Below are 22,435 nucleotides of genomic sequence, written 5' to 3' on the forward strand. Positions count from 1 at the left end.
GAGGGTGGTGAGGGTGTTCATCTCGGTTCGGCTCCTCGGAAGTGTGGGCGTGTGCGTCACACTCCGAGACTGGCTCCGGGAGGGGGTCCGGGTCGTCGTACGGCCGGCTGCACCGCGCGTACCACCAGGGGAGTACGGGGCCTGGCGGGCGGGAATCAGCCGAGCCGGCCGGGCCGGACCAGCCCCGACTCGTAGGCCAGGACGACCAGTTGGGCGCGGTCGCGGGCGCCGAGCTTCACCATCGTCCGGCTGACGTGGGTCTTCGCGGTGAGCGGGCTGACGACCAGCCGGCGGGCGATCTCCTCGTTGGGCAGGCCGAGGCCCACCAGGGCCATCACCTCGCGCTCCCGCTCGGTGAGCCGGTCCAGGCCCAGGCCCGCGTCGTCGGCGGCGGGCTGCTTGGAGCGGGCCGCGAACTCCTCGATCAGGCGGCGCGTGACGCCCGGGGACAGCAGTGCGTCGCCGTCCACCACCGCCCGGACCGCCCGCAGCGGTTCCTCCGGTTCGGTGTCCTTGACCAGAAAGCCCGAGGCTCCGGACCGGAGCGCCTCGAAGACGTACTCGTCGAGCTCGAAGGTGGTGAGCATGACCACCCTGACGTCGGCCGGTGCCGCGTCCCCGGTGATCCGCCGGGTGGCGGCGAGCCCGTCGCACACCGGCATCCGGATGTCCATGAGGACGACGGCCGGGCGCAGCTCGCGCACCAGGCGGACGGCCTCGTCGCCGTCGGCGGCCTCGCCCACCACCTCGACGTCCGGCTGCGCGTCGAGCAGGGCCCGGAACCCCGCCCGGACGAGGAGCTGGTCGTCGGCGAGCAGAACACGGATCACGGATCCTCCTGGAACGGGACGGCCTTCGGTGCGGCCGCCGGGTCGGCCTTCAGCGGGAGCCGGGCGATCACGCGGAAGCCGCCGTCGGGGCGCGGGCCGGCCTCGATGGTGCCGCCGAGGGCCGCGGCCCGCTCGCGCATGCCCACCAGGCCGTTGCCGCTGCCGCCCGCCGGACCGCCCGTGGCCGGGCCGTCGTCGTCCACCCGCAGCTCCAGGACGCGGGGCTGCCAGGAGAGGCGGACCCGGGCGGTGCGCGAACCGGAATGCCGCACCACGTTGGTCAGCGCCTCCTGGAGGATGCGGAAGGCGGCGAGGTCCGCCCCGGGCGCCAGCGCCCGGGCGTCCCCGTCCGTCGCGATGTCCACGCTCAGCCCGGCCGCGGCGGCCTGCTCGGCGAGCTCGGGGAGCCGGTCGAGACCGGGGGCGGGCGCGCGCGGTGCGTCGCCGGGCGTGCGCAGGGTGTCGAGGACCTGGCGGACCTCGCCCAATGCCTCCTTGCTGGCCGCCTTGATGGTGGTCAGCGCCGAACGGGCCTGCTCGGGATCGGCGTCGAGCAGGGCCAGCCCCACTCCCGCCTGGACGTTGATCACCGAGATGCTGTGGGCGAGGACGTCGTGCAGCTCGCGGGCGATGCGCAGCCGCTCCTCGTTCACCCGGCGCTTCTCGGCCGCCGCCCGCTCGGCGCGGGCGAGGGCCCACTGTTCCCGGCGTATGAGGACGAGCTCGGAGACGGTGAGGATGGCGAGCACCCACGCGGTGACGCCCAGTTCCTGCGTCCAGGGCGCCGGGCCGTCCCCGGCGGGCGGGAGCAGGCGGTAGAGCCAGTGGCCGATGAGCAGGTGGCCGGCCCAGAGCAGCCCGACGGCCCCCCAGGCGGCTCTGCGGTGTCCGGCGACGACGGCTGCGAAGCAGGCCAGGGCCAGGCTGACGAACACCGGGCCGTAGGGGAACCCGGCGCCGATGTACACCAGGGTGACGGCGCTGACCCCGTACGCCACGGCCACCGGGTACCGGTGGCGCCACACGAGCAGCAGCGGTCCGAGCAGCAGCAGGAGCCGGGCGAAGCCGTCCAGGGCCACGCGCCCGCTCTGCTGCTGCGCGGCCCATCCCGAGCCGACCTGCGCGAAGACGGCCACGAGCAGCGAGGAGCGCCAGGCCGGGCCCCGCCCGGTCCGCTCCACCCATCGCTGCCACGGAGGAACCCCCGGGCGCTCGCGCTGCTCGTCCATACCGCCCACGCTAGGCCGTGCCCGGCCGGGCAGGCGTCACTCCGGCGTAGCGTTTCCGGCGTACTCCCCAGGTAGTACAGGGAGGAGACGGCGCAGCCGGCCGGGCCCGGCCTGATCGGCAAGACCCCGGTCCAGGGCATGTCGTCACACTCCCGCCTGCCGCCCGGCCGACCTTCGGACGACGGCGGGAGTTTGCCAACAGGTCCTAGTCCCCCGGCGGGCGCATCCGGAAGTTGTACGCGGCCGGCAGCGGGCGGTCCGTGAGGGTGGACCAGACCTCCGAGAGGGTCTCCTCGCCCTCGCGGAGGTCGGGCAGTTCGAAGCCCTCCTCGAAGACCCGGCGGGCCGCGCCCACATGGCCCTCCGCCGCGAGCAGCCGGGCCGCCGCCAGCCGGAAGCGGCCCTCCTCCCGCAGGGCGGGGCGCAGCCGGTCCCACACCGAGCGGGCCTGCGGCAGCAGGCCCGCCGCCAGCAGGGACGCCAGGGCCTCCCGGCCCAGCGCCGATTCGGCGGCCTGCCAGCTCGCGCCGCCCCGGCTCTCCTGGGCCAGGTCCTCGAAGGCCTCGGCGTACCAGCGGGCCGCCCGGGCCGGGTCGCCGGCCAGGTCGTCGGCGACCGCCAGGCACCGCAGCAGCGGCCACCGCGAGGGGGCCAGCGCCAGCCCGCGCTCCCAGCTCCGTACCGCCTGGGCGATGTCCCCGGCGTGCCACTGGGCGACCCCGAGGTGGTACTCGGTCAGCGGGTCCGCCGGGGCCGTCTCCAGCATGTCCCGCCAGTGCGGGGCGACCAGGCTCGGGCCGGGCGGGGTCACGCGGCGCGGGGCGGGGAAGACCCCGGTGCGCCACAGCTCCAGCCAGGGGGCCTGGTCCTCGTCGAGGGTGTCCTCGCCGAAGGGGGTGCCGGGCAGTTTGTGGCCCCCGCACAGCACCTCGAGGGCGCCCCAGCCGGAGCCGGCCGACAGCCGCTCCCCCGGTTCGGTGTCGGCGCACCCGCGCCACGCCTCGTACGCCGCGTCCACGGCCGGAGCGGGCAGCGCGGACTCCAGCGCCGTGCCCGCCGCGGCGCGGGCCGCCGCCCAGTCGTCCCCGTGCACGGCGACGGGGTCCGCGGACAGGGCTCCGTAGGCCTCCAGCCAGCTGAACTCCGCCCCCGCCTCCAGCCGCACGTGCTCCAGCTGGGTCCGGGCGAGCCCGGCCTGGATCTCCGCGTACCCGCCCGTGCCGGGCTCGGTCAGCCACTCCTGCCAGCGCCGGCCGCCCTCGCCCGCGCCCCAGACGAAGAGCTTGCGGCCGCGCAGCCGGGCCGTCGAGGTCTGGACGAGTCCCCGCCCCTCCGCGTCGAGGGAGGCGATCCAGGGCCGGGTCCCGGCTTCGACCTCGTAGAAGAAGTCGGCGGGGTACGTGCTGCGCAGCGGGTACGTGCGGTCCGTGCCCTCCCATCCGGGTACGGGGACGCGGCGCAGGGAGCGTTCGTACCCGAAGTGCCAGGCCTCGTCGGCCGGGGCCAGGACGCGGGTGGCGGCCTCCTCGGGCACGGCGATGTTGGACCACCAGTAGACGGGTGCGGGCCGCTCGTGCGGGTTGCGCACGCGGACGCCGACGTAGAGGAACTCCGAGTCCTCGGGCAGCCACAGGTCCACTTGGAACGGCAGGTCGCGCAGCCGCTCCCACTCCCAGAGCCGCACCATGACTCCCCCGTCGGGCGCCGGGACGAGCGCGGCGTGCAACGGGGCGCAGGACAGGGTGGTGTGGCCGGTGGCGCCGAGGTTCCACTCGATGCCGCCGGAGAACCAGGCGCCGTTCAGCGCGAAGTTGGCGGGCTGGAACACCGGATTGCGGTAGAGCAGTTCGCGTCCGGTGGGGAGATGGACGAGCGAATGGATCCGGCCGCCGAGACCGGGCAGGACGGTGGCGCGCAGGTGCGCGTTCTCGATGACGATCGTCTCGAAGTCCCGCTCGGTGCGCTGCCGTTGATAGCCGTCCCGGATCCGTGCGGGGAGCAGCGAGCGCAGTGGTTCGTACCCGATCTGGCGTGCCATGTCGCGTGGGAGGCCCTCGCGCGAGCGCTCGTCCAGCGTGTGCACCCCGCCGGAGTCGCGGAGGGCGGGCAGGGGGTTCTCGGGACCCAACGGGGCCGCGGGGAGGGTCAGTACGGAGCGGCGGACGGTGGTGGCCATGAGGGAAATGGAACACGCCACGGCCGCCGGTGCACAGGGATTCGGCGCATCACCACCGGTCAGGATTACGCAAAGCCTTCTCTCGCGCGGGCCGGTGTCCGATCCTGAAGGGCATGAGCGACGTGATCAGAAGAGGTCAGCTCTTCGACGGGGAAGAGTCCGAGAGCCGGTTCACGGGACCGACGACGGGCGACGAACGACGGATGCTCGTGGACATGCTGGGGGCTCAGCGCGCCACGCTCAGGCTCAAGTGCGCGGATCTGGGGCCGGAGTTGGCCGAGCGGTCGGTGGAGCCCTCCACGCTCTCACTGCTGGGCCTGGTCCGCCACCTCGCGGACGTGGAGCGGCGCTGGTTCCGGCAGGTGCTGGCCGGGCAGGAGGTTCCGCTCCTGTTCTGGTCCGCGGCGGCCCCCGACGGGGACTTCGACGGCGCGACACCGACGCCCGAGGTGATCCGGGAAGCCTGGCAGGCGTGGCGGGCGGAGGTGGGGTTCGCGCAGGCGTTCACGGAGCGGGCGCCGGACCTGGAGGTGTCCGGGAAGGACGCGTGGCGGGGCGAGGTCTCGCTGCGGTGGGTGCTGATCCACATGATCGAGGAGTACGCGCGGCACAACGGCCACGCGGACCTGCTGCGCGAGCGCATCGACGGCGCGATCGGGGTCTGAGCACGGCAGACCGGCACCCGACGGCGGGCCGGGCGGGGGCGGGCCGGGCTGCACCGGCCCGGCCCGGCCGGTCTGCGCGATCTACGCGATCTACGCGATCTACGCGAAGGCTCCCGCCACCAGGTCCGCGAGCAGGGCTCCGGCCCGCCCGTCCGGGTCCAGGTCCGGGTCGTAGATGGTGACGTTGAGCCCGACGCAGCGCGGGGAGCTGATCAACACCCCGAGCAGTTCGGCGAGTTCGTCGGGGATCAGGCCGCCGGGGTCCGGGCTGTCGACGGCCGGCATCACGGACGGGTCCAGGACGTCGGCGTCCAGGTGGACCCAGAACCCGGCGGTGGCCGGGGGCTGCAGTCCCGTCAGCGCGGTACGGGCCACCGGACCGGCGCCGCGGTCGCGGATCGCCCCGACCGTGGCGGCGAAGATCCCGGCGGCGCGCAGCTCGGGGAGGTCCGGGTCCCCGTCGCGCAGCCCGAACAGCCGGACGTCCTCGTCGCGCACATAGGGCCCGAGGCCCTCCAGGTCGGCGAGGTCCGCCTGGCCGCGCCCGGTGGCGAGCGCCAGTTCCTCGCCGCCGGCCGCTCCGACGGGCCCGTTGACGTCCTCGTTGCCGGGGTGACGGAAGTCGGCGGAGCCGTCGATCGCGGCGATGCCGTACCGCCCGAGGCGCCGCATGGCCAGGGAGGCGCCGAGCTGGATGGAGCAGTCGCCGCCGAGGACGACGGGGAACTCCCCGGAGCGCAGGTGGTCCTCGATCCGGTCGGCGAGGGCGACGGTGTACTCGGCGAGGGGGCCGGCGTGGAACACCCCGTCCCCCTCCTTCCAGTCGCCCCGGTCGTAGCGCGGCGGGACGACGACCCCGCCCTCGCGTGCGCCGAGGCGGGCCAGCAGGCCCTGTTCCCGCAGGGCCCCGGCCAGTTTGTACACGCCGGGAACGGCCCCCGGGGCCGGGGGGCGGAGCCCGAGATTGGACGGTGCGTCGAGGAGCACGAGGGTTCGCATGCACTCATCCTGTGCGATGCCGTACCCCGGGAGGAGGCATTTCGGCCGTGATCGCCCGGGCGTTCGCGGTCAGGACGGGTCGAGCGACCGTTCCGGGGCCCTGTAGACGCCGAGGCGCTGGCCCGCGGTGCCCTCCAGGTCCACCGACTGGGCGGTGAGGGTGATCCTGCCGACGCGGGGGTGCTGGAAGACCTTGTCCGCCGCCTTGCGGCCGGTCACGTCGTAGCGTTCCCAGAGTTTGGCGAAGTCGGGGCTCTTCAGGAGGAGTTCGCCGACGAGCCGGGTCAGGTCCGGGGCGTCGGGGGCGATGCCCGCGACGGCGCGCAGCCGGGCGACGCAGCCGGTGATCTGGCGGTCCCGGTCCGGGAACAGCTCGCGGGCGGCGGGGTGGAGGAAGAGGCAGCGGGCGAGGTTGCGGTGCTTGGCGGGCCAGTCGTCCAGCCCGGCGTACAGGGCGAGACCACCGGGGTTCCAGGCCAGCATGTCCATGCTGCGGCCGACGATGTAGGCGGGGTTCGGGCGCAGGGAGTCCAGCAGCGGTTCCGAGGTGGGGGCGCACGGTGCGGCCGTGCACCGGCGGGGGCTGGGGCGGGTCTCCTTGCCGCGTTCCATGCGCACGTAGTAGTCGATGCCGATCCCGGCGGGGGTGGCCAGTTCCTCGCGGCGCAGCCCCGGGGTGCGGCGCGGCCCGGTGCCGACGGTGAGGCCGGCCTGCTGGGGGCTGGTCCGCGTGCGGCGGGCGCGCAGGAAGGTGCCGAGCTCCGCGCCCTCGCTGTTCGTCCGGTGGGTCGGGGTGACCTCGGATGCCATGACTTCAGTGTCACACCGCGCCGCCCTGGCCGGCGGTGCGGTGGGGGGCCCTGGCGTTACCCCTGAACGGCCCGCCCTGCCTGCGGGCGCGGAAAGGCGCGAGGGTGGGTACACGAGAACCGTCCACCGTCCGTCCGCCGCCCGTCCGCCGGTGACCGCGCGTCGCGCGCAGCGGGCAGGGGCCGGGCGGGTGAGGGTGGACACCGCCGGAGAAGACGACGGAGCGGAGAGTGCCGATGCGGTACGTCAAGCTGCGTGATCTGGAGGCCGGACACGCCCGTCGAGGAGACGGCCGGTGCGGTCGCCGGGCTGGTGGCCGCGGGCAAGGTTCGCGCGTTCGGCCCGCCCGAGGCGGGACCGGACACCGTCCGGCGCGCCCACGCCGTCCACCCGGTCACCGCGGTGCAGTCGGAGTACTCGCCGTGGACCCGGGGCGTGGAGGAGCGGGTGCTGCCGGTGCCGCGCGAGCCGAACATCGGCCTGGTTCCCTTCTCCCCGCTCGGACGCGGCTTCCTGACCGGCACGATCCGCTCCACCGGCCGTGGCCGCCGATGACCGTGCGGCCGCCCCGATGACCCCGTACGTCCGAGCGACAAGGAAGACCCCCATGCAGCGCGTCACCCTGAACAACGGCGTCGAGATGCCGATCCTCGGCTTCGGCGTCTACCAGATCCCGGCGGAGCGGACCGAGCGGGCCGTCTCCGACGCCCTCGCCGCCGGCTACCGGCTGCTCGACACCGCGGCCGCCTACGGCAACGAGGAGGCGGTCGGCCGTGCCGTCAGGGCCTCCGGCATCCCGCGCGGGGACCTGTTCGTCACCACCAAGCTGTGGGTGCAGGACGCCCCCGCCCAGGACAACGCCCGGCGTGCCTTCGAGACCTCGCTGAAGAAGCTGGGCCTGGACCACGTCGACCTGTACCTGATGCACCAGCCCTTCGGCGACGTGTACGGCCAGTGGCGCGCCATGGAGGCCGTCAACCGCGAGGGCCTGGCCAAGGCCATCGGCGTCGCCAACTTCTACCCGGACCGGCTGCTGGACCTGACCTTGAACAACGAGGTCACCCCGGCGGTCAACCAGATCGAGACCCACCCCTTCTTCCAGCGCGGCGCCGACCACGAGCTCATGCGCGAGCACGGCGTGCAGCACCAGTCCTGGGGCGGATTCGCCGAAGGCAAGAACGACCTGTTCACCCACCCCGTCCTCACCGGGATCGGCGCGGCGCACGAGAAGTCCGCGGCGCAGATCGTGCTCCGCTGGCTCGTCCAGCGCGGCATCGTCACGATCCCGAAGTCGGTCGACCCCGGGCGGATGGCGCAGAACTTCGACGTCTTCGACTTCGAGCTCACCGACGACCAGATGGCCCGGATCGCCGCCCTCGACACCGGCTCCACCCTGTTCTTCGACCACCGCGACCCGGAGATGGTCGCCTGGCTCGGCAAGCGCCGCCTGGACAACTGACGCTGTGGCAGGATCCCGATGTGATCATCACCCCGAACACCGAACAGCTCCTCCTCGCGGCCGCGTACAACAACGCCGCGTGGTGCGCCGCCGTCTGCCGCGGCGGCGGCTTCACCGCCCAGGCCTGGAGCAGCCCGCGTCCGACCCCGCTCTACTACCCGGACGCCGTGACCCTGACCCGGGACACCGATACGGCCGCCCTGCTCGCCGGGATCGACACCGTCGCGCCGCGCGCCTCGGTCAAGGACAGCTTCGCCGTCCTCGACCTGGCTCCGGCCGGCTTCGAGGTCCTCTTCGGCGCCGAGTGGATCCACCGCCCGGCGTCCGCTCCATCCGCCGCCCCGGCCTTGGAGTGGAGCCGGATCTCCGGCCCCGTGGAGCTGGAGGCGTGGGAGACGGCCTGGGACGGCGAGGAGAGCTCCGGCCTGTTCCACCCGGGGCTGCTCATGGAGGAGGCCGGGGAGATCGCCTTCCTCGCGGGGCGGGACGCCGAGGGCCGGATCCTCGCCGGGGCCGCCGCCAACCGCACCGGCGAGGTGGTCGGCATCTCCAACGTGTTCACCGCCGACGGCACCCCGGACGACGAGGCCTGGGCGGGCGCGCTCGCCCTGACGGCCTCGCTCTGGCCCGGCCTGGCGCTCGTCGGCTACGAGTCGGGGGACGACCTCGACACGGCGCTGCGCCACGGTTTCACGGCCATCGGCCCGCTCCGGGTGTGGGTCCACTCGGGCTGACCGCCCGTCCCGGTCCCCTGAGTCGGAGCGGCTACGGACCGGCTGCGGGAGCTACGAGGCCTGCGGGGACCGCTACTTGCGCCGCCGGGCGAAGTAGGCCCCGCACAGTCCGCCCAGCACCGCCGCGATCAGCAGGGCGACGTAGAGCGGCATCGTCACCTGGGGGATCAGCAGCCGGATCTTGGTGGGGCGGGTGTTCTCGAAGATGAACACCAGGGTGAGCACCGCGAGCGCTGCGATGCCCGCGCGGCCCGGGGTGATCTGCCCGCGGCCCTTGCCGCGGCTCTTGGACGTGTGGGAGCTCATGGTCCCATCGTCCGGCCGCGGCGTCCCGGGGGCTCAGTCGGACAGGGCCAAACGGGGGATGTCCGCCCGCTCGAACCCGAACACCTGCGCGTACAGCGACAGCTCCGCCTCCAGCGCCCGGACCATCGTGTCCGCGCGCCGGAAGCCGTGCCCCTCGCCCTCGAAGGCCACGTACGCGTGGGGCACCGCACGCCCGCGCATCGCGGCCAGCAGCCGCTCCGCCTGCGCGGGCGGGCAGACCGGGTCGTCCAGGCCCTGGAGCAGGACGAACGGCGCGGTGATCCGGTCGGCGCGGGCCACCGGGGAGCGCTCGCGGCTGCGCAGGGCCAGGGTCTGCGGGGGTCCGGCGAGGCCGTCGATGTAGCGGGACTCCAGGTCGTGGGTCTCGGCGGCGAAGCCGGTCAGGTCCAGGACCGGGTAGATGATCGCCGCGCACGCGTACAGGTCGGTGGACGCCAGCGAGGCCGCGGCCGTCCAGCCGCCCGCGCTGCCGCCCCGGATCGCGAGCCGGTCCGGATCGGCGGTGCCCTCGGCGGCCAGGGACCGCGCCACGGCGGCGCAGTCCTCGACGTCGACGACGCCCCACTGTTCGCGCAGCCGTTCCCGGTAGGCGCGGCCGTAGCCCGTGGAGCCCCCGTAGTTGACCTCGACGACGCCGATGCCCCGCGAGGTGAAGTAGGCGATGTGCAGGTCGAGTACGGGTGGCACGTGGTCGGTGGGGCCGCCGTGCGCCCACACCACGTACGGGGGCAGCTCGTCGGCCCGCGCCCGCAGTACGGGATGGTGCGGCGGGTAGACGTGGGCGTGGATCTCCCGTCCGCCCCGGCCGAAGAAGGTCCTGCTCTGCGGCTCCGGGTAGTACGCGGGGTCCGCCCGGTCAGCGGGTCCCGGTCCGCCGGAGCCGACGGAGCCGACGGAGCCGATGGCCCCAACGGCCGTGCCCGCCGCGCCTGTCGGGGCCTTCGGGACCGTCCCGCCCGTCGGGCTTGTCGGGTCCGTCCCGTCCGCCCCCGGGAAGCCGCGGCCGCCCACCGCCCGGGCGTGCCCGGTGGCCGTGTCCAGCTCCACCACCTCGTACGCGCTGCGCGGGCTGGCCGCGACCCCGTAGACCCGGCTGCCGCTGACGGCGAGCGTGGGCTGCCAGGCCGTCCACGGCCCGGCCGCGTCGACCAGGTCCCCGCTCTCCGGGTCGAGCACGCCGAGCACCGAGGAGCCCCGGCCGTGCAGGACGGCGACGAGCCCGTCGGGGAGCGCGGCGATCCAGCGCAGCCCGGACTTCCACAGCGGCCCGCCGAACTCCTCTTCCCGGGGGCACAGGTTGACGGCCCCGCCCGTCTCCGGGTCCACCCGGTACGGGTTCCACCAGCCGCCCCGGTCGCTCACCGCGAGGAGCCTTCCGCCGGTGGTCCACTCGACCTGGGCGACGGCCTCCTCGGGTCCGCCCAGCACCGTACGGGCCTTCGCGAGCCGGCCGTCCGGGGTGACCTCGGCGAGCCTGAGCTCGGTACCGTCCCAGGGCATCCGCGGGTGGTCCCACACCAGCCAGGCCGCCTGCCGCCCATCGGGGGAGAGCCGGGGCCCGGTGCTGAACCGGTACCGGTCGTCGGTCAACTCCCGCACCAGGGAGCGGTCTTCCGCGGCGGACCCGTCCAGCGGTACGGCCGCCAGTACGCGGCGCACATCGGTCGGCGCGGTTCCGGTGAACTCCTCCAGCACGCACCAGACTTCGCCGTCGCGCAGCACCGGGTCGGCCCAGCGCAGCCCGCCGCCGACCGCCGAGACGGGGGTCAGGGCCCGCGGCGCGGGGCTGCCGGGCGCATCGGGCTCGTACGCGTACAGCCGCTGATCGGCGAAGTGGACGAAGACCACCAGCGGTCCGCCCAGGGGGCGTTCGGCGCCCGCCCAGGGCAGGCCGCCGTACTCGGTGACCCGGCTGCGCACGTTCCACGGCGCGGGCAGCGCGCAGACCGCGGGCCCGCCGTCCGCGGGGCGGCGGACCAGGGCGCGACGGCCGCCTTCGGTCGGCCGGGGCGCCGTCCACCACACCTCGGCGCCGACCGCGGCGACGTACTCCGGCCTCCCGTCGAGGGAGGCGGCGAGCGCGGCGCCGATCGGCGAGGGCCAGCTGCCGTAGGGGGCGGTGCCGTCGCCGCGCGCGGTCATCACAGGGTGCGCAGGGCGCGGTCGAGGACACGGACCCCGAAGTGCAGGGCGTCGACGGGCACCCGCTCGTCGACTCCGTGGAAGAGGGACCAGTAGTCGAAGCCGGGCGGCAGCTTGAGCGGGGAGAAGCCGTAGCCGGTGATGCCGAGCCGGGAGAACTGCTTGGCGTCGGTGCCACCCGCCATGCAGAAGGGCACCACGTGGCCCTCGGGGTCGAAGGTCTCCACGGACTCGCGCAGGATCCCGTACGTCCGCCCGTCCACGGGGGCTTCGAGGGCCACCTCCCGGTGGTGGAACTCCCAGCGCACGTCGGGGCCGGTGAGCTCGTCGAGGGTGGCGGCGAACTCGGCCTCGCCGCCGGGCAGCATCCGGCCGTCCACGTACGCGGTGGCGGTGCCGGGGATGACGTTGAGCTTGTAACCGGCGCTGAGCATGGTCGGGTTGGCGCTGTTGCGGACGGTCGCTTCGACGAGCGCGCCGGCCGGGCCGAGCTTGTTGAGGATCTGGTCGAGCTGGAATCCGGGGGCCCTCGGGTCCACCGACATCCCTTGCAGGGCGGCGAGTTCGGTGAGGCAGGCGGTGACGGTGTCGGTGAGGCGGACCGGCCACTCGTGCTCGCCGATGCGGGCGACGGCGGCGGCGAGCCTGCTGACCGCGTTGGCCCGGTTGGGCTTGGAGCCGTGTCCGGCGGTGCCGGTCGCGGTCAGCTTCAGCCAGGCGGTGCCGCGTTCGCCGGCGGCGATCGGGTAGAGGGCCTGTCCGGGCGCGGTGTGCACGGTGAAGGCACCGGATTCGCTGATGCCCTCGGTGCAGCCTTCGAAGAGCTCGGGGTGGTGGTCGGCGAGGAAGCCCGAGCCGTCGATCGCACTGTCCTCCTCGTCGGCGGTGTAGGCGATCACGATGTCCCGCCGGGGTCTCACGCCGGCCCGCGCCCAGGCCCGTACGACGGCCAGCACCATCGCGTCCATGTTCTTCATGTCGACGGCGCCGCGGCCCCAGACCACCCCGTCGCGGACCTCGCCCGAGAAGGGGTCCACGCTCCAGTCGTCGGCCTCGGCCGGGACCACGTCGAGGTGGCCGTGGACCAGGAGGGCGGGGGCGGTGGGGTCGGTGCCGGCGATCCGGGCCACCACGTTGGTGCGGCCCGCGGTGCGCTCCAGCAGTGCGGGCTCCAGACCGATGTCCGCCAGCCGCTCGGCGACGTACTCGGCGGCCGGGCGCTCCCGGCAGTCACCGCCGCCGCGGTTGGTGGTGTCGATGCGGATCAGGCCGGAGGTGAACTCGACGGCCTCGTCGAGCGCCACCCGGTCGACGGGGGTGTTCCCGGGCACCACGGTCTCCGGACCGGACATGTCAGCCATACTGCTCCTCCACCGCTGCCGAGACGATCGTGGTGACCGCCTTGAAGGTCCGGATCCCCTCGTACATCGTCCCGCTGGTGTACCCGACCCTACGCTCACCCGATCGCTCGACTCCGGGCACCACCGTGGCGGCCATCGCCAGGTGCTCGGCGTCGAACTCGACCTCCACCGCGAACGGCCCGCCCCGCACCGGTTCGTACCGGACGGCGAGGGCGGCGGCCTCCTTGGCGGCGGCCCGGATGTCGGCGGCCGTACGGGCCGGGGTGCGGCAGACGGCGGCGTAGCGCGAGACGTGGTCCTTGACGGCGACCGTCACCGCGTCCGGGGCGTAGCCGGCGGCGTCGGCGCAGGTCAGGTCGTCTCCGGTGACGAGGATGACCGGGACGCCGTACTCGGCGACCACGTGGGCGTTGAGCAGGCCCTCGCTGGCGCGGGTCCCGTTGACCCAGACTCCGGTGATGGAGTTGGCGAGGTAGGTGTGGGCGAGCACGCCCTCCTCGCCGGCGCCCGTGTGGTAGCCGACGAAGGCGATGCCGTCGACGTCCCCGTGCTGGACGCCCTCGACCATGGAGAGGGATTTGTGGCGGCCGGTCAGCATCTCGACGCGGGCGTCGAGCCGCTCCAGCAGCAGGTTGCGCATGGTCCAGTGGGCCTCGTTGACGAGGACCCGCTCCGCCCCGGCGTCGTAGAACCCGAGGACGGCGGCGTTCACGTCGGAGGTGAACAGGGTCCGGCAGCGTTCCCACTGCGGGGTCCCGGGCAGCACGTCGGCGGGCCAGGTGACGCCGGTGGCGCCTTCCATGTCGGCGGAGATGAGGATCTTCATCGGGCCCCCGGGCGGTCGGTAGCGCTCAGGGCCCCACCCTAGCCTTCCGACCCCCGCCGGACCCCGGGGCCACGCCCATGCCGCGCCCGGTCGCGGGCGGCTTCATTTCACCCGATCCGGTGAGGCCGTGTTCCGGGCCCCACCGGCAACGGCCTTGCTCAGCCCTCGACTTCGGTGGCCAGGTTGGCGAGGAGGGTGTCGTAGATGCGGGCCAGTCCCTTGGGCGCGAAGGTGCGCTCGAAGAAGCCGCCGATGCCGCCGGCGCCGTTCCACACGGTGATGACGACGGCCTTGGACTTGCCCTCGCCCGCCGGGGTGACCGTCCAGGTGGTGACCATGGAGGAGTTGCGGTCCTTCTCCACGAGCTGGCCGTCGGTGGGCTCGGTGACCTCCAGCAGGCAGTCGCGGACCCGCTTGCTCGTGGCCTGGAGCTTCCAGTGGACGAGGGTGCCCTCGCCGTCGCCGCCCTCGCGCACCTCGTACTCGCTGAAGTGCTCGGGCAGCACCTTGCCCCGGGTCCCGGTGTAGTCGGCCAGCGCGTCGAACACGGTCTCCGCGTCCGCCCCGATGATGCGTTCCGTGGTGGCCTCGACCTGCGCCATGGCGTTCCTCCAGCAGTTGTGTTCGCTCGTCACCGCGAAGCCAACCACCTCCGGGGCGGGCGCCCAAATCCGGGTCAGAGGTGGCAGCGCACACGGACGAGGAGGGTGTCTCCGGGCAGGGCCTCCAGGTAGCGCGCGGCGCCGTACCGGTGCGGCTCCACTATCGGCGCGGGGTGCGGGCAGGACGCCGGACCGCCGCAGGCCCCGTGGACCGGTCCCTCCTCTCCGCACCACCAGCCGTCGAGGGTGAGTACGTAGGGGAAGTAGGGCAGGCACGCGGTCTCCTCGTCCACGAACTCCTGCTTCCCGAGGCGCGAGACGGAGTGCGCGGAGCCTCCGTGGAGGATGCCGGTGAGGTCGTGGCCGCGGTGCGCGGCCTGTAGGGCCGCCATGCCCTCGCGGTAGGCGAGGACCAGCGGCTGGGCGTCGAAGGCGACCCGGGCTTCCGACTGCGCTCGCATCTCGATCCGGAACTCCTCGGGGTTCGACCAGTTCCGCTGCGAGACCTCGCGCTCCGGCACGAACGGCGGGTGGAGCGGGACCAGCTCCTGCCACAGGTCCCAGGCCGCAGCGGCCTGGGCGGCCCCCTCCGCCCGGATCTCGGCGAGAGCCAGCGCCTCCCGCGGGCCGCCGGCGCACCGGCCGGGCAGGCTGGGCCCCGGGTCCTCGTGCACGAGCCGCGGGTCGTCCTCGCAGCCCGGCAGCAGCTCGAAGCCGCCTCCGCGGACGCCGCCCGAGATCCACCACCCGTCCCAGATGTCGAACGCCTCGTCCCCGCTGTAATCCAGCTCGAACGGGGCCATCGCCTCTGCCACTGCCTCTTCGAGCCTGCCCCGGGCCTCACCCGGAAGGCAGACCACGATCCCCATGCGCGCCATCAGGCGAACCTCTCACGCGGCCCTGCCGCGATCAAGCGGGTATGGACCCCGCACGATCATGGGAACGTTTGTTCTATTCTCGGACCGAGAGCCGAGAGCCGAACCACCGAGGGAGGCGCACCATGCGCTGGGACAACCTGACCGCGGGCGCCACGGGCCCGGCTGCGCTCTTCGGCGCCGACTCCGTCGTGACCCGCACCTTCGACACCCCCGAGTTCCGCGGGATCACCTTCCACGAGGTCCGGGCCCGGTCGATCGTCAACCGGGTCCCCGGCGCCTCCCGGATGCCGTTCGAATGGACCGTGAACCCGTACCGGGGATGCAGTCACGCCTGCGTGTACTGCTTCGCCCGCAAGACGCACGGCTATCTCGACCTCGACACGGGCATCGGCTTCGACTCCCAGATCGTCGTCAAGACCAACGCCCCCGAGCTGGTGCGCCGCGAGCTCGCCTCGCCCCGCTGGACCGGCGCGCACATCGCGATGGGCACCAACGTGGACTGCTACCAGCGCGCCGAGGGCCGCTACCGCCTGATGCCCGGGATCATCGAGGCGCTGCGGGAGCGGGCCAATCCGTTCTCGATCCTCACCAAGGGCACGCTGATCCTGCGCGACCTCCCCCTCATCCAGGAGGCCGCGGCCGTCGCCGACGTCGGGATCTCCGTCTCCGTCGGCTTCACCGACACCGCCCTGTGGCGCACGGTCGAGCCCGGCACCCCCTCCCCCACCGCCCGGCTGCAGGCCGTCCGCACCCTCACCGACGCCGGCATCGAGTGCGGGGTGCTGATGGCCCCGGTGATCCCCTTCCTCGGCGACTCCCCGGAGCAGCTGCGGGCCACCGTCCGGGCCGTCGCGGAGTCGGGCGCGTCCTCCGTGACACCCCTGGTACTCCATCTGCGCCCCGGGGCGCGCGAGTGGTTCACGGCCTGGCTGGGCGAGCACCACCCCCACCTGGTCGGGCGGTACGAGCGGATGTACGCGGGCGGCTCGTACGCGCCCACCTGGTACCAGCGGATGATCACCCGTCAAGTCCACGAGCTCGCCGCCGAATTCGGCATCGGCCCCGGCGGCCCGCGACCGGCCCGGCGGATCGTCCTACCGGAGCGGCCGGACGGGCCCGCACCCGCGCCCGGGCCGACCCAGCTCAGCCTGCTCTGAGCACCCGTACGACCGTACGACCGACTGAAGGGTCATCACATCGGGCCAATCGGGGCCCCAATCCCCCCTTCCGGGCGCAGGTTCCGGGACGATTCCGCCCAGAACCCTCGGCTGGGAGGCCCCATGCTGCACCCGATGCTGCACCCCGTGAAGAACAAGCCCGGTCCCGCTCTGAGGCGCGCCGCCGTCCTGCTGGCCGTGTCCACCCTCGCCGCCGCCCTGGCGAGCCCGGTCACGGCCGCGGCCACGGCTCCGGCGGCCCCGGCCCCGGCCGCCGAGGCCCTGAAGTGGTCCAACTGCGCGACCTCCCGCTACCCGACGCTCCAGTGCGCCTCCCTCAAGGTTCCCCTCGACCACGACAGCCCGGCCGGCCGGCAGATCTCCCTCGCGCTGACCCGGGTCCCCCACACGGCCGCCCGCTCCCAGGGCCCGCTGCTGGTCAACCCCGGCGGTCCCGGCGGCAGCGGCCGCACCCTGGCCGGGTTCATCGCCTCCGCACTACCCAAGGACGTGGCGGCCCAGTACGACGTGATCGGCTTCGACCCCCGTGGCGTCGGCAAGAGCGAGCCCGCCCTGGACTGCGGCGCGGGCCACTTCACCCCCGTACGGCCCGACTCGGTGCCGCTGGACGAGGAGACCGAGCGGGCCAACCTGGAGCGGGTGAAGTCCTTCGCCGAGTCCTGCCAGACCAAGCACGCCGACGTCCTCCCGTACATCGGCACCGTGTCGGCGGCCCGTGACCTCGAAGTGCTCCGTACCGCCCTGCGCGCGGACAAGCTGAGCTACTTCGGCTACTCCTACGGCACCTACCTGGGCGCGGTGTACGCCAAGCTCCACCCCGACCGCGTGCACCGCCTGGTCCTGGACTCGGTCGTCGACCCGGCCGGGGTCTGGTACGAGGACAACCTCGCCCAGGACCAGGCCTTCGACTCCCGCCACAAGGCCTTCATGGCCTGGGTGGCCCGGTACGACTCCACGTACCACCTGGGCACCGACCCGGCCGAGGTCGAGGCCCGCTGGTACGCGATGCGGAGCGCGCTGCGCACGGCCCCGGCGGGCGCCAAGGTGGGTCCGGCGGAGCTGGAGGACACCTTCATGCCGGGCGGTTACTTCAACGGCTACTGGCCCCACCTCGCGACGGCCTTCGCCGCGTTCGCGGTGGAGGGCGACCCGAAGCCGCTGGTCTCCGCCTACGAGAAGTTCGGCGCGGTGGAGCCCTCGGCGGGCAACAGCTACAGCGTGTACACGGCCGTGCAGTGCCGGGACTCGGCCTGGCCCCGGAACTGGAACCAGTGGCGGGCCGACATGTGGCGCACGCACGCCAAGGCGCCCTTCATGACCTGGAACAACGCCTGGTACAACGCCCCCTGCGCGTTCTGGCCGGGCGAGCCGCTGGAGGCCCCGGACGTCACCAACTCGGCGCTCCCGCAGGCGCTCCTCTTCCAGGCGACCGAGGACGCGGCGACCCCGTACGAGGGCGCGGTGAGCATGCGGCGCAAGCTCGCGGGCTCGGCGCTGGTGGTCGAGGAGGGCGGCGGCAACCACGGCATCGCCCTGAGCGGCAACAAGTGCCTCGACGAGAAGCTGGCCGCGTACCTGCGGACGGGCAAGGCCGCGGACGCCGTCTGCCCCGCCCAGGCGGCCCCCACCCCGACCCCGGCGACCCGCGCGGTCCCGCCGTCCGCGGGCGGCGCGGCGCTGCACGGACTGCTGGGCTTCCGGGGCTAGACCACCTCTTTCGGATCTTGCCGTTCAGGCCCGCCCCACAGAGGGCAAGATCGTGTCCATGACCACCTCACAGGACAACCACCTCACCCGCATCGCCGCGCCCGAGGGCGTGGCCCCCGGCACCGGCTACAGCCACGTCGTCTGGGGTACCGGCCGCTTCGTCGCCGTGTCCGGGCAGTGCGCCTTCGACGAGAAGGGCGAGCTGGTCGGAGAGGGCGACGCCGCCGCCCAGGCCCGGCAGGTGTTCGAGAACCTGAGCCGGTGCCTGGCGGCCGCCGGGGCCACCTTCGACGACGTGGTGAAGCTGACGTACTTCGTCACGGACGTCGCCCACCTCCCGGCGGTACGGGAGGCCCGTGACGAGGTGATCGCCCCGGACCGCCTCCCGGCCTCCTCGGCGGTCCAGGTGTCGGCGCTGTTCCGGCCCGAACTGCTGCTGGAGGTCGAGGCCTTCGCGGTCGTCCCGGAGCCGGCCGGGACCGGGTCGCGCTCCGGGACCGAGACCGAGACCGGGTTCCGGACCGGTCCCGGGGCCGGTTTCGGGACCGGGTTCAAGACCGGCTTCGCTCGCTGAGGTCCAGCCCCCGCAGGGCCGCCGTCGCCGCCACGGCCAGCCGGGGGTGGGACTGGGCCCGGGTCAGGACCTCCCGGGCCCGCTGGTCGGCCAGCGCGCCCAGCCCCTCCACACAGGCCAGGGCCACCCGCCAGTACGGGTCGTGCGGCGCGAGCAGCCGCGACAGGGTGCGGATCAGCGCCGGGGCGGACTCCGGGGCGCGCAGCGCCGCCAGCAGCCGGACCGGGTGCAGGGCGTAGGCCGTGCGCAGTTCGTTGGTGGCCAGCGCCGCCGCCGCGCGGGCGGTGCGCGGGTCCCCGAGGACGGCCAGCGCCTGCGCGGCGGCCTCGCAGCGCGGCGGGTCCCGGTGGTTCAGCAGCAGCACCAGGGATTCGAAGGCGCGCCGGTCGCCGGCCAGCCCCAGCCGGTACGCCGCCAGTTCGCGGGCCCACAGCGGCAGCCCGGCGGAGGTCAGGGAGACCGCCAGGGCGTCGGCGTCCGCCGCGAGCAGCGCCTCGTACTCCGGTGCCTGCGCGGCTTCCGCCCGCAGGCGCTCCAACACGTCGTTCACCCGCCCACCCTAGGGGGCCGCGACGGTCGCCGTGCCGGGTTCCGGGACTTGTGCGGGCCCTGCGGGCGACCGTTTGATCGATGATCGATGATCGGTACATTTGGGCGGTACAGGTCACATCTCCCCGCTCTGGCGGAGCAGTTGCCGGCGGGTTACTGTCCCTACAACACGTACGAGGACGGCCTGGTGACGCAGCCACCTCGTACCAGTCGGTTCTGCACGACCCGTACGGCTTCCGTACGACCTCACGGTGTGACCCCGGGACAGGGCTCCGCCGCTTCCGCCCCTCCGAGCCGCTTCCCTCCGGGCACCCTCCTTCCGGGATCCCGCGGCCTGGGCTTCTCCGCACGGCTCTTCCGTACGGCATCCGCGCGCGCCGTGCGCCGCGCGCCCCCTCAGTCGTCACCCTCTTCCACTGGAGTCCCGCGATGGACCTTCCGTCCACGTCCAGTCAGTCCTCCTCCTCCTCTTCCCGCCCCGCCCTGCAGACCATCGCCGTCGTCGGTCTCGGCACGATGGGCTCCGGCATCGCCGAGGTCCTCGCCCGGGCCGGCCGCGAGGTCATCGGCATCGACGTGAGCGAGGCCGCCGCCCGCCGGGCCACCGCGGCCCTCGCGGCGGCCACCGCCCGCTCCGTCGTCAAGGAGCAGCTCACCGAGCAGGAGCGCGAGGCGGTGCTCGCCCGCTTCCGCACCTTCTCCGAGCTGGGCGCCGCCGCCGAGGCCGACCTCGTCATCGAGGTGGTCCCCGAGTCCTACGAGCTCAAGCAGCGCATCTTCCGCGAGCTCGACGCGATCGTCCGGCCCACCGCGATCCTGGCCACCGGCACCAACGCCCTGTCGGTGACGCGGATGGCCGCCGAGTCCCAGCGCCCGGAGCGCGTGGTCGGCCTGCACTTCTTCAACCCGGTCCCGGCGATGAAGCTGGTCGAGGTCGTCTCCAGCGTCCTGACGGCCCCGCCGGCCGTCGAGGCGGTCACCACGCTGGCCCGCGAGCTCGGCAAGGAGCCCGTCGCGGTCGGCGACCGCCCGGGCTTCGTCGCCGACGGCCTGCTGTTCGGCTACCTCAACCAGGCCGCCGCCATGTACGAGGCGAAGTACGCCTCCCGCGAGGACATCGACGCGGCGATGAAGCTGGGCTGCGGCCTGCCGATGGGCCCGCTCGCGCTGCTCGACCTGATCGGCGTGGACACCGCCCGCACCGTCCTGGAGGCCATGTACACCTCCTCGGGCGACCGGCTGCACGCCCCGGCCCCGATCCTGGGCCACCTCGCCGAGGCGGGCCTGACCGGGCAGAAGTCCGGGCGCGGCTTCTACACGTACGAGGCCCCGGGCAGCCAGGTCGTCGTCCGTGACCTGCAGACCCCGCCGGACGGGGAGCTGGTCCGGGCGAGCCGTCCGGTGAACTCGGTGGGCGTGGCCGGTTCGGGCACGATGGCGAGCGGGATCGCGCAGGTCTTCGCGCAGGCCGGCTTCCCCGTGGTGCTGGCGGCCCGCAGCCAGGAGAAGGCGGACGCCGCGAAGGCGGCGATCGGCAAGTCGCTGGCCCGCGCCGTGGACCGCGGCCGGCTGACGGCGGAGGCCGCCGCCGCCACCGTGGGCCGGATCACGGCGGCGGGCTCGCTGGACGCCTTCGCCGACGTGGACCTGGCCGTGGAGGCCGTCGCCGAGGACCTGGAGGTGAAGCAGGAGCTGTTCCGGGCGCTGGACAAGGCCTGCAAGCCCGGTGCGGTGCTCGCCACCACCACCTCCTCGCTCCCGGTGATCGCGATCGCCCGTGCGACCTCGCGGCCCGAGGACGTGATCGGGATGCACTTCTTCAACCCGGCTCCGGCGATGAAGCTGGTCGAGGTGGTCCGGACCGTCCTGACCGCCGACGACGTGCACGCGACGGTCCGCGGGATCTGCGGTCAGGTGCGCAAGCACGCGGTGGACTGCGGGGACCGGGCCGGCTTCATCGTGAACGCGCTGCTGTTCCCGTACCTCAACAACGCGATCAAGATGGTCGAGCAGCACTACGCCGGCATCGACGACATCGACGCGGCCATGAAGCTGGGCGGCGGCTACCCGATGGGGCCCTTCGAGCTCCTCGACGTGGTCGGCCTGGACGTCTCGCTGGCCATCGAGCAGGTCCTGCACAAGGAGTTCCGCGACCCGGGCCTGGCCCCGTCCCCGCTCCTGGAGCACCTGGTCGCCGCGGGCTGCCTGGGCCGGAAGACCGGCCGCGGATTCCGTGAGTACGCCCCCCGCCGGTAACCCGCGGCAGGCCCAGGGGGCCCAAGAGCAGGATGCGTGGGGAGGGCTGCTCGGGTCCGCCGGACCCTCACGGCGGACACACCCTCCCGAGGAGCACTGTGTGCCCAGTGCCGGCCCTCCCCCGCATCCCATCCCGTCCCACCCCCCTCGGGAGCGCTCTCCCGCACGAATGAAGTACTTTCGCTCTATGTCCCAGCCCGCCAAGACCTCACCCCGCGCCTCCGCGGTCTCCGACGCTCCGGAGACCCCGGCCGGCACCAAGGCGGCCGCACAGCGGCTCAAGATGCGCCGCGAGCTCGCGGCGGCCGCCATGGAGCTCTTCGCGAACAAGGGGTACGAGGCCACGACGGTCGACGAGATCGCCTCGGTGGCCGGGGTCGCGCGCCGGACCTTCTTCCGGCACTTCCGGTCCAAGGAAGAGGCGATCTTCCCGGACCACGACGACACCCTGACCCGCGCCGAGGCCGTCCTCGACGTGGCCCCGGCGCACGAGCACCCGCTCGACACGGTGTGCCGCGGGATCAAGGAAGTCATGAAGATGTACGCCGCCTCGCCCGCGGTGTCGGTGGAGCGCTACCGGCTCACCCGCGAGGTGCCGGCGCTGCGGGAGCGGGAGATCGCCTCGGTGGCCCGGTACGAGCGGCTGTTCACCCGGTACCTGCTGGCCCATTTCGACGAGACCGACCACCACGACGGCAACGACGACCCGCTGCTGGCGGAGGTCGCCGCCTCGGCGGTGGTCACGGCCCACAACCACGTGCTGCGGCGCTGGCTGCGGGCGGGCGGGCAGGGCGACGTGGAGGCACAGCTGGACCACGCCTTCTCGATCGTGCGCAAGACCTTCGGTTCCGGGATCGGCGCGGGGCGCACGCTCAGCGCGGCGCCCGCGCCGGAGCCCGCCGCCGCACCGGCCACGGTGCGCACGCAGGGCGAGGTCCTGGTGGCGGTGGCCCGTACGGACGCCCCGCTGGACGAGGTCATGCGGACCATCGAAGAGGCGCTCAGAAACAAGTAGGCGACACGCCTGCGCGACACACGTCACAGCGGCCGCTCCCGTTTTGGGGGCGGCCGCTTTCGTTTGTCCGAGTTGCCCCTACTCGCGGGTAACTCTGATCGATCATCGCTCATCCGTG

Annotated in this window: 20 protein-coding genes and 1 pseudogene; 9 read left to right on the plus strand and 12 right to left on the minus strand. The window is 73.8% G+C overall.

Annotation, left to right across the window (positions count from 1 at the left end):
* Positions 1-155: 155 nt before the first annotated feature.
* From AC3IX6_RS05535 to AC3IX6_RS05545, 3 genes are all read right to left on the minus strand, one after another.
* A complete protein-coding gene (locus AC3IX6_RS05535) occupies positions 156-830 on the minus strand; it encodes a response regulator transcription factor (RefSeq protein WP_489369123.1) in 675 nt (224 codons plus the stop codon).
* Positions 827-2,059 (minus strand): sensor histidine kinase, encoded by a 1,233-nt coding sequence (locus tag AC3IX6_RS05540; RefSeq protein ID WP_489369124.1) that lies wholly within the window; start codon positions 2,057-2,059, stop codon positions 827-829. The genes AC3IX6_RS05535 and AC3IX6_RS05540 overlap by 4 nt, the downstream gene beginning before the upstream one ends.
* Positions 2,060-2,264: 205 nt before the next feature.
* The gene (locus tag AC3IX6_RS05545; RefSeq protein WP_489369125.1) at positions 2,265-4,235 is read right to left on the minus strand and encodes a DUF5107 domain-containing protein; all 1,971 of its coding nucleotides are present in this window, start codon (positions 4,233-4,235) and stop codon (positions 2,265-2,267) included.
* Positions 4,236-4,348: 113 nt separating this feature from the next.
* Here AC3IX6_RS05545 and AC3IX6_RS05550 point away from each other — a divergent pair, with 113 nt between their 5' ends.
* Positions 4,349-4,900, plus strand: coding sequence for a DinB family protein (locus AC3IX6_RS05550; RefSeq protein ID WP_489369126.1), 552 nt, complete (start codon positions 4,349-4,351; stop codon positions 4,898-4,900).
* 99 nt (positions 4,901-4,999) lie between these two features.
* Here AC3IX6_RS05550 and AC3IX6_RS05555 read toward each other — a convergent pair whose 3' ends face one another.
* Positions 5,000-5,899, minus strand: a complete 900-nt coding sequence (locus AC3IX6_RS05555) for an arginase family protein (protein WP_489369127.1) — start codon at positions 5,897-5,899, stop codon at positions 5,000-5,002.
* A 69-nt stretch (positions 5,900-5,968) separates the two neighbouring features.
* Entirely contained in the window at positions 5,969-6,709 is a 741-nt protein-coding gene (locus AC3IX6_RS05560) for a helix-turn-helix transcriptional regulator (RefSeq protein ID WP_489369128.1), read from the minus strand.
* A gap of 267 nt (positions 6,710-6,976) precedes the next feature.
* Between AC3IX6_RS05560 and AC3IX6_RS05565 the strand changes: the two are divergent.
* From AC3IX6_RS05565 to AC3IX6_RS05575, 3 genes and pseudogenes are all read left to right on the plus strand, one after another.
* A pseudogene (locus tag AC3IX6_RS05565) lies at positions 6,977-7,246 on the plus strand (aldo/keto reductase); the annotation flags it as partial.
* Between the two features lie 70 nt (positions 7,247-7,316).
* Entirely contained in the window at positions 7,317-8,168 is an 852-nt protein-coding gene (locus tag AC3IX6_RS05570) for an aldo/keto reductase (RefSeq protein WP_489369129.1), read from the plus strand.
* A gap of 26 nt (positions 8,169-8,194) precedes the next feature.
* Positions 8,195-8,902: a hypothetical protein gene (locus tag AC3IX6_RS05575; RefSeq protein ID WP_489371345.1), complete on the plus strand. Its 708-nt coding sequence runs from the start codon at positions 8,195-8,197 to the stop codon at positions 8,900-8,902.
* A 72-nt stretch (positions 8,903-8,974) separates the two neighbouring features.
* On the opposite strand, the gene AC3IX6_RS05580 is transcribed toward AC3IX6_RS05575, so the two are convergent.
* The 6 genes from AC3IX6_RS05580 to AC3IX6_RS05605 all read right to left on the minus strand — a co-directional run bounded on the left by AC3IX6_RS05580 (position 8,975) and on the right by AC3IX6_RS05605 (position 15,038).
* Complete coding sequence (locus AC3IX6_RS05580; protein WP_383952930.1) at positions 8,975-9,208, minus strand: LapA family protein; 234 nt, start codon at positions 9,206-9,208, stop codon at positions 8,975-8,977.
* Positions 9,209-9,241: 33 nt separating this feature from the next.
* A complete protein-coding gene (locus AC3IX6_RS05585) occupies positions 9,242-11,371 on the minus strand; it encodes a S9 family peptidase (RefSeq protein WP_489369130.1) in 2,130 nt (709 codons plus the stop codon).
* A complete protein-coding gene (locus AC3IX6_RS05590) occupies positions 11,371-12,732 on the minus strand; it encodes a M20/M25/M40 family metallo-hydrolase (RefSeq protein WP_489369131.1) in 1,362 nt (453 codons plus the stop codon). Before AC3IX6_RS05590 ends, AC3IX6_RS05585 begins: the two co-directional genes overlap by 1 nt.
* Positions 12,725-13,558, minus strand: coding sequence for a M55 family metallopeptidase (locus AC3IX6_RS05595; RefSeq protein ID WP_489369132.1), 834 nt, complete (start codon positions 13,556-13,558; stop codon positions 12,725-12,727). The genes AC3IX6_RS05590 and AC3IX6_RS05595 overlap by 8 nt, the downstream gene beginning before the upstream one ends.
* Before the next feature lie 158 nt (positions 13,559-13,716).
* Positions 13,717-14,160 (minus strand): SRPBCC family protein, encoded by a 444-nt coding sequence (locus tag AC3IX6_RS05600; RefSeq protein WP_489371346.1) that lies wholly within the window; start codon positions 14,158-14,160, stop codon positions 13,717-13,719.
* Between the two features lie 74 nt (positions 14,161-14,234).
* Complete coding sequence (locus AC3IX6_RS05605) at positions 14,235-15,038, minus strand: hypothetical protein (RefSeq protein ID WP_489369133.1); 804 nt, start codon at positions 15,036-15,038, stop codon at positions 14,235-14,237.
* A gap of 122 nt (positions 15,039-15,160) precedes the next feature.
* Between AC3IX6_RS05605 and AC3IX6_RS05610 the strand changes: the two genes are divergently transcribed.
* The 3 genes from AC3IX6_RS05610 (at position 15,161) to AC3IX6_RS05620 (ending at position 18,497) form a co-directional block, all read left to right on the plus strand.
* On the plus strand, positions 15,161-16,195 hold the full coding sequence (locus tag AC3IX6_RS05610; protein ID WP_489369134.1) for an Rv2578c family radical SAM protein: 1,035 nt from the start codon (positions 15,161-15,163) through the stop codon (positions 16,193-16,195).
* 123 nt (positions 16,196-16,318) lie between these two features.
* Positions 16,319-17,923, plus strand: coding sequence for an alpha/beta hydrolase (locus tag AC3IX6_RS05615; protein ID WP_489369135.1), 1,605 nt, complete (start codon positions 16,319-16,321; stop codon positions 17,921-17,923).
* A gap of 58 nt (positions 17,924-17,981) precedes the next feature.
* On the plus strand, positions 17,982-18,497 hold the full coding sequence (locus tag AC3IX6_RS05620) for a RidA family protein (RefSeq protein ID WP_489369136.1): 516 nt from the start codon (positions 17,982-17,984) through the stop codon (positions 18,495-18,497).
* Here AC3IX6_RS05620 and AC3IX6_RS05625 read toward each other — a convergent pair.
* Entirely contained in the window at positions 18,475-19,047 is a 573-nt protein-coding gene (locus AC3IX6_RS05625) for a HEAT repeat domain-containing protein (protein ID WP_489369137.1), read from the minus strand. The two genes, AC3IX6_RS05620 and AC3IX6_RS05625, sit on opposite strands and share 23 nt — an antisense overlap.
* A 428-nt stretch (positions 19,048-19,475) precedes the next feature.
* On the opposite strand from AC3IX6_RS05625, the gene AC3IX6_RS05630 reads away from it, so the two are divergent.
* Positions 19,476-21,302, plus strand: coding sequence for a 3-hydroxyacyl-CoA dehydrogenase family protein (locus tag AC3IX6_RS05630; RefSeq protein WP_489369138.1), 1,827 nt, complete (start codon positions 19,476-19,478; stop codon positions 21,300-21,302).
* Between the two features lie 187 nt (positions 21,303-21,489).
* Positions 21,490-22,317 carry a TetR family transcriptional regulator gene (locus tag AC3IX6_RS05635; RefSeq protein ID WP_489369139.1) on the plus strand — a complete coding sequence of 276 codons (828 nt, stop codon included), beginning with the start codon at positions 21,490-21,492 and terminating at the stop codon, positions 22,315-22,317.
* The last annotated feature ends 118 nt before the right edge of the window (positions 22,318-22,435 follow it).

Source organism: Streptomyces sp. GL_141 (genome assembly GCF_057834385.1).

Coding starts and splice junctions, on each gene's coding strand:
- AC3IX6_RS05540 (WP_489369124.1), bottom strand. CDS start 2,059: ATGGACGAGCAGCGCGAGCGCCCGGGGGTTCCTCCGTGGCAGCGATGG.
- AC3IX6_RS05545 (WP_489369125.1), bottom strand. CDS start 4,235: ATGGCCACCACCGTCCGCCGCTCCGTACTGACCCTCCCCGCGGCCCCG.
- AC3IX6_RS05550 (WP_489369126.1), top strand. CDS start 4,349: ATGAGCGACGTGATCAGAAGAGGTCAGCTCTTCGACGGGGAAGAGTCC.
- AC3IX6_RS05555 (WP_489369127.1), bottom strand. CDS start 5,899: ATGCGAACCCTCGTGCTCCTCGACGCACCGTCCAATCTCGGGCTCCGC.
- AC3IX6_RS05560 (WP_489369128.1), bottom strand. CDS start 6,709: ATGGCATCCGAGGTCACCCCGACCCACCGGACGAACAGCGAGGGCGCG.
- AC3IX6_RS05570 (WP_489369129.1), top strand. CDS start 7,317: ATGCAGCGCGTCACCCTGAACAACGGCGTCGAGATGCCGATCCTCGGC.
- AC3IX6_RS05580 (WP_383952930.1), bottom strand. CDS start 9,208: ATGAGCTCCCACACGTCCAAGAGCCGCGGCAAGGGCCGCGGGCAGATC.
- AC3IX6_RS05585 (WP_489369130.1), bottom strand. CDS start 11,371: ATGACCGCGCGCGGCGACGGCACCGCCCCCTACGGCAGCTGGCCCTCG.
- AC3IX6_RS05590 (WP_489369131.1), bottom strand. CDS start 12,732: ATGGCTGACATGTCCGGTCCGGAGACCGTGGTGCCCGGGAACACCCCC.
- AC3IX6_RS05595 (WP_489369132.1), bottom strand. CDS start 13,558: ATGAAGATCCTCATCTCCGCCGACATGGAAGGCGCCACCGGCGTCACC.
- AC3IX6_RS05600 (WP_489371346.1), bottom strand. CDS start 14,160: ATGGCGCAGGTCGAGGCCACCACGGAACGCATCATCGGGGCGGACGCG.
- AC3IX6_RS05605 (WP_489369133.1), bottom strand. CDS start 15,038: ATGGCGCGCATGGGGATCGTGGTCTGCCTTCCGGGTGAGGCCCGGGGC.
- AC3IX6_RS05610 (WP_489369134.1), top strand. CDS start 15,161: ATGCGCTGGGACAACCTGACCGCGGGCGCCACGGGCCCGGCTGCGCTC.
- AC3IX6_RS05615 (WP_489369135.1), top strand. CDS start 16,319: ATGCTGCACCCGATGCTGCACCCCGTGAAGAACAAGCCCGGTCCCGCT.
- AC3IX6_RS05620 (WP_489369136.1), top strand. CDS start 17,982: ATGACCACCTCACAGGACAACCACCTCACCCGCATCGCCGCGCCCGAG.
- AC3IX6_RS05630 (WP_489369138.1), top strand. CDS start 19,476: ATGGACCTTCCGTCCACGTCCAGTCAGTCCTCCTCCTCCTCTTCCCGC.
- AC3IX6_RS05635 (WP_489369139.1), top strand. CDS start 21,490: ATGTCCCAGCCCGCCAAGACCTCACCCCGCGCCTCCGCGGTCTCCGAC.